Raw genomic sequence first — 4712 nt, forward strand, 5'->3', positions numbered from 1 at the left:
GGCCGCGCGCACGGGCAGCGCGCGCGACGGCTTCGAAAGCGGATTCGACAGCGCGCGGCCCGCGAAGGTTCGCGCGGCCGTGACACGCCGCGCCGGGGAGGCCGGCGCGACGCGACGGGCGTCAGCCCGCCTTGCCCTGCTTCGCGACCGCGGCTTGCGCCTTCGCGATCGCTTCCTGGTCGCCGAGGTAATAGTGCTTGATCGGCTTGAGGTTCTCGTCGAGTTCGTAGACGAGGGGCACGCCGTTCGGGATGTTCAGGCCGACGATGTCGCTGTCCGAGATGCCGTCGAGGTACTTGATGAGCGCGCGCAGCGAGTTGCCGTGCGCGGCGATCAGCACCTGCTTGCCCGCACGGATCGCCGGCGCGATCGACTCGTTCCAGAGCGGCAGCACGCGGGCGACCGTGTCCTTGAGGCACTCGGTGAGCGGCAGCTGCTCGCGCGGCACCTTCGCGTAGCGCGGATCGTTGTACGGCGCGCGCTCGTCGGTCGGTTCGAGCGCGGGCGGCGGCGTGTCGTAGCTGCGGCGCCAGACGAGCACTTGGTCGTCGCCGAACTTCGCGGCCGTTTCGGCCTTGTTCAGGCCCGACAGCGCACCGTAGTGGCGCTCGTTCAGCCGCCACGAATGGACGACCGGCAGATACATGAGATCCATCCGGTCCTGCACGTGCCACAGCGTGCGGATCGCGCGCTTGAGCACCGACGTATACGCGATGTCGAACGTGTAGCCGGCTTCCTTGAGCAGTTCGCCGGCCTGATAGGCCTCGTTGCGACCCTGTTCGGTGAGGTCGACGTCGACCCAGCCGGTGAAGCGGTTTTCCTTGTTCCACGTCGATTCGCCGTGGCGGATGAGAACGAGTTTGTACATGGATCTTGCGGTCGGTAATGAAGGAAGCGGTGCGCGTCGCGCGGGGCCCGCAGCCGGGTCCGCCATCGCGCAAGACGGTTATTTTATAATGGCGGGATTGCCCTTTTCCGATTTCTCTTTTTTCGGCGGAATTCCGTGACGTTCTTTACCGATTACACGAACCTGGCCCTCATCGCGATCCTGCTCGTCTCGGGCGGCCTGCTCGCGTGGCCCGCGCTGCGCCGCGGCCGCGGCGGGGTGTCGGCTGCCGAGGCGACGCAGCTCATCAACCGCCGCAACGCGGTCGTGATCGACCTGCGCGCGCCGGCCGAATTCGCGGCGGGCCACCTGCCGTCCGCGCGCCAGGTCGCGGCCGGCGAGCTCGGCGCGAAAATTGCGCAAGTGGCGAAGAACAAGAGCACGCCGGTGCTGCTCGTCTGCCAGAACGGCCAGCAGTCGCAGAAGGCCGCGCGCGAAGTGCAGGCGGCGGGCTACGCCGAAGTGCATGTGCTCGACGGCGGCGTCGCCGCCTGGCAGCAGGCCGGCATGCCGGTCGTCAAACAAGGAGTGGCGAAGTGAACAAGGTTCTGATGTACAGCACGCAAGTGTGTCCGTATTGCATGCAGGCCGAGCGCCTGCTGAAACTGCGCGGCGTCGAGCAGATCGAGAAGGTGCTGATCGACCGCGATCCGGCGCGCCGCGAGGAAATGATGGCCCGCACGGGACGCCGCACGGTGCCGCAGATCTACATCGGCGAGACGCATGTCGGCGGTTACGACGATCTGTCGAAGCTCGACCGCGAAGGCGGCCTCGTGCCGCTTCTGCAAGCGGCCTGATTAGGGCAGAATGGCCGCCGGCTGCGCCGCGGCCCGCGCAGGATCCATCCGGGGCTGCCGGCATGCGCCGTGCGGCCCGTTACCACTTTTAGGGAAACACCATGTCCGACGTCGAAAACCAACCGTTCTTCAATATCCAGCGCGTCTACCTGAAGGGTATGTCGCTCGAGCAGCCGAATTCGCCGGCGATCTTCCTCGAGCAGGACATGCCGTCCGTCGAAGTCGAAGTCGACGTGAAGGCCGAGCGCCTGGCGGAGAGCGTGTTCGAAGTCGTCGTCTCGGGTACCGTCACCGCGAAGGTGAAGGACAAGGTCGCGTTCCTGATCGAAGCGAAGCAGGCCGGCATTTTCGACATTCGCAACATCCCGGACGAACAGCTCGATCCGCTCGTCGGCATCGCCTGCCCGACGATCCTGTTCCCGTATCTGCGTTCGAACATCGCCGACGCGATCACGCGTGCGGGCTTCCCGCCGATCCACCTCGCGGAGATCAACTTCCAGGCGCTGTACGAGCAGCGTCTCGCCCAGCTTCAGCAGCAGCAGGCCGGCGCCGCAGGCGCACCGAACGGCACCGCGCTGAACTGACACGCCACGACCGACCGGTGCTGGGTATGAAAGTAGCCGTCCTCGGCGCCGGCGCCTGGGGCACCGCGCTCGCGGGCCATCTGGCCGCGCGGCACGACACGCTTCTCTGGGCGCGCGACGCCGCGCTGATCGCCGGGCTGCAGGCCCGGCACGAAAATTCCCGCTATCTGGACGGCATCGCGCTGCCCGACGCGCTGCGCTACGACGCCGATTTCGGCGCCGCGCTCGCGCACGGCGCCGCGGACGACGCGCTATGCGTGATCGCCGCGCCGGTCGCGGGGCTGCGCACGCTGTGCCGCGCGATGCGCGATGCCGGCTGCGTGCCGGCGCACATCGTGTGGGTGTGCAAGGGCTTCGAGGCCGACACGCATCTGCTGCCGCATCAGGTGATCGCGGCCGAACTGCCCGAGCAGCTCAGCAACGGCGTGCTGTCGGGGCCGAGCTTCGCGCGCGAGGTCGGGCAGGGGCTGCCGGTCGCGCTGACGGTCGCGAGTGCGTCGGCCGCGTGTCGCGACCGCACGCTGGCCGCGTTCCACCACGGGGCGATGCGCATCTATACAGGCGACGACGTGATCGGTGTCGAGGTCGGCGGCGCGGTGAAGAACGTGCTTGCGATCGCGACCGGCATCGCGGACGGCCTCGGTCTCGGGCTGAACGCGCGCGCGGCGCTGATCACGCGCGGCCTCGCCGAAATGTCGCGGCTCGGCGCGGCGCTCGGCGGGCGCACCGAAACCTTCACGGGCCTCACGGGGCTCGGCGACCTGATCCTGACCGCGACCGGCGACCTGTCGCGCAACCGCACGGTCGGCCTGCAGCTGGCCGCCGGGCGCTCGCTGAACGACATCCTCGGCGCACTCGGCCACGTTGCCGAAGGCGTACGCTGCGCGCAGGCCGTGCTCGCGCTCGCGCGTGCGCAGTCGATCGAAATGCCGATCACCGAAGCCGTGTGCGGTGTGCTGTTCGACGGCGTCGCGCCGCGCGACGCGGTCAGCGGGCTGCTGCGGCGGGACGCGCGCGCCGAGTAAGGCTACGGCGCAACGCACGCCGTGCGCATTCGCGCGGGGCGTGCGAATGCGCACTACGCTTGAACCGTCTCCGGCGTTTTCGGGAGGGTGTCATGCTGCAGATCGGTTCCACCACGCTCGACGCGCAATGCGTCGACATCACGACGCTCGAGGTCGACGCGATCGTCAATGCCGCGAACGGCTCGCTGCTCGGTGGCGGCGGCGTCGACGGCGCCATCCATCGGGCGGCCGGCCCGGGCCTGCTCGCCGAATGCCGCACGCTCGGCGGCTGCGATACCGGCGATGCGAAACTCACGCGCGGACATCGGCTGCCGGCGCGCTACGTGATCCACGCGGTCGGGCCCGTATGGCACGGCGGCGATCGCGGCGAGCCGCGTCTGCTCGCATCGTGCTACCGGCGCGCGATCGAGCTGGCCGACGAAGCGGGTGCCGTGTCGATCGCGTTTCCGGCGATCAGCTGCGGCATCTACCGCTATCCGGCGGACCGCGCGGTCGACATCGCGGTCGGCACGGTCGTCGAGATGCTGCCGCAGGCGCCCGGCATCACGCGTGTGATATTCGCGTGCTTTTCTCCCGACATTTACGACCTGTATCGCGCACGGCTCGCACGCGCGTAACGGCGCCCGCGCGCGTGCCGCGTCATGCGCCGCCTTCGAAGCCGGCCTGGCGCCAAGCTTCGAACACGACCACGGCGACCGTATTCGACAGGTTCATGCTGCGGTTGCCCGGCCGCATCGGCAGCCGCACGCGCTGCTCGGCGGGGAAGCGCTCGAGCAGCTCGGCCGGCAGCCCGCGCGTTTCCGAACCGAACACGAACCAGTCGCCCGGCAGGAATGCGCGATCGTGGAAGCGGCTCGAGCCGCGCGTCGTGAACGCGAAGATCCGCGCGGGAGCGGGCGATTCGGTCGCGACGAACGCGTCCCAGTCGCGGTGTACGCGCATCTGCGCGTATTCGTGATAGTCGAGCCCCGCGCGGCGCATTTTCGCGTCGTCGAGCGGGAAGCCGAGCGGCTCGATCAGATGCAGGCGCGCGCCCGTATTGGCGCACAGACGGATCACGTTGCCGGTGTTCGGCGGAATTTCGGGAGCGACGAGGACGACGTTGAACATGTTCGGGTTCGGCTGTGCCGTACGGCCTGGGCGCGCACGCCCGCGCCGTACGGCCGGTTCATCACGGGCCGCCCGCGCGTGAGGCGGGCGGCATTCGTATCTGCAATCCAATCAATCTCGCGCCGTGCGCAACGCGACCAGATTCGTCACGCGCGCGGCGCCCGCGGCCTTCAGCGCGTGGGCGCTCGCCGCGAGCGTCGCGCCGGATGTCATCACGTCGTCGACGAGCGCGACGTGGCGGCCCGCGACATCGCCGCAGACCGCGAACGCGGCGGCGACATTGTCGCGCCGCGCGCGCCGGTCGAGCCGC

At 69.2% G+C, this 4712-nt stretch carries 8 protein-coding genes; 5 read left to right on the forward strand and 3 right to left on the reverse strand.

Annotated features, from left to right (window positions below; translation table 11 throughout):
- Window positions 1-121 precede the first annotated feature (121 nt).
- Complete coding sequence (gpmA, locus tag HMPREF3115_RS09750; protein WP_006398185.1) at window positions 122-868, reverse strand: 2,3-diphosphoglycerate-dependent phosphoglycerate mutase; 747 nt, start codon at window positions 866-868, stop codon at window positions 122-124.
- A 135-nt stretch (window positions 869-1003) separates the two neighbouring features.
- On the opposite strand from gpmA, the gene HMPREF3115_RS09755 reads away from it, so the two are divergent.
- From HMPREF3115_RS09755 to HMPREF3115_RS09775, 5 genes are all read left to right on the forward strand, one after another.
- Window positions 1004-1426, forward strand: a complete 423-nt coding sequence (locus HMPREF3115_RS09755) for a rhodanese-like domain-containing protein (RefSeq protein ID WP_006398187.1) — start codon at window positions 1004-1006, stop codon at window positions 1424-1426.
- Entirely contained in the window at window positions 1423-1683 is a 261-nt protein-coding gene (gene grxC, locus HMPREF3115_RS09760; RefSeq protein WP_006398188.1) for a glutaredoxin 3, read from the forward strand. The genes HMPREF3115_RS09755 and grxC overlap by 4 nt, the downstream gene beginning before the upstream one ends.
- A gap of 101 nt (window positions 1684-1784) precedes the next feature.
- Window positions 1785-2267, forward strand: coding sequence for a protein-export chaperone SecB (gene secB, locus HMPREF3115_RS09765; RefSeq protein WP_070554270.1), 483 nt, complete (start codon window positions 1785-1787; stop codon window positions 2265-2267).
- Between the two features lie 26 nt (window positions 2268-2293).
- Entirely contained in the window at window positions 2294-3292 is a 999-nt protein-coding gene (locus tag HMPREF3115_RS09770; protein ID WP_070554272.1) for an NAD(P)H-dependent glycerol-3-phosphate dehydrogenase, read from the forward strand.
- 92 nt (window positions 3293-3384) lie between these two features.
- A complete protein-coding gene (locus HMPREF3115_RS09775) occupies window positions 3385-3909 on the forward strand; it encodes an O-acetyl-ADP-ribose deacetylase (protein ID WP_006407038.1) in 525 nt (174 codons plus the stop codon).
- 22 nt (window positions 3910-3931) lie between these two features.
- Here HMPREF3115_RS09775 and trmL read toward each other — a convergent pair whose 3' ends face one another.
- Together trmL and HMPREF3115_RS09785 are read right to left on the reverse strand one after the other, a co-directional pair.
- A complete protein-coding gene (gene trmL, locus HMPREF3115_RS09780) occupies window positions 3932-4402 on the reverse strand; it encodes a tRNA (uridine(34)/cytosine(34)/5-carboxymethylaminomethyluridine(34)-2'-O)-methyltransferase TrmL (protein ID WP_070554274.1) in 471 nt (156 codons plus the stop codon).
- Between the two features lie 111 nt (window positions 4403-4513).
- On the reverse strand, window positions 4514-4712 hold a 199-nt coding region (locus HMPREF3115_RS09785), incomplete at its 5' end, for a phosphoribosyltransferase family protein (protein WP_256276116.1).

It is taken from the genome of Burkholderia sp. HMSC10F09 (assembly GCF_001806955.1).
GTDB classification, from domain to species: domain Bacteria; phylum Pseudomonadota; class Gammaproteobacteria; order Burkholderiales; family Burkholderiaceae; genus Burkholderia; species Burkholderia multivorans.

Bases quoted from the DNA above. Each gene is read 5' to 3' on its own strand.
- gpmA (WP_006398185.1), bottom strand. From the start codon at position 868: ATGTACAAACTCGTTCTCATCCGCCACGGCGAATCGACGTGGAACAAG.
- secB (WP_070554270.1), top strand. From the start codon at position 1,785: ATGTCCGACGTCGAAAACCAACCGTTCTTCAATATCCAGCGCGTCTAC.
- trmL (WP_070554274.1), bottom strand. From the start codon at position 4,402: ATGTTCAACGTCGTCCTCGTCGCTCCCGAAATTCCGCCGAACACCGGC.
- HMPREF3115_RS09775 (WP_006407038.1), top strand. From the start codon at position 3,385: ATGCTGCAGATCGGTTCCACCACGCTCGACGCGCAATGCGTCGACATC.
- HMPREF3115_RS09770 (WP_070554272.1), top strand. From the start codon at position 2,294: ATGAAAGTAGCCGTCCTCGGCGCCGGCGCCTGGGGCACCGCGCTCGCG.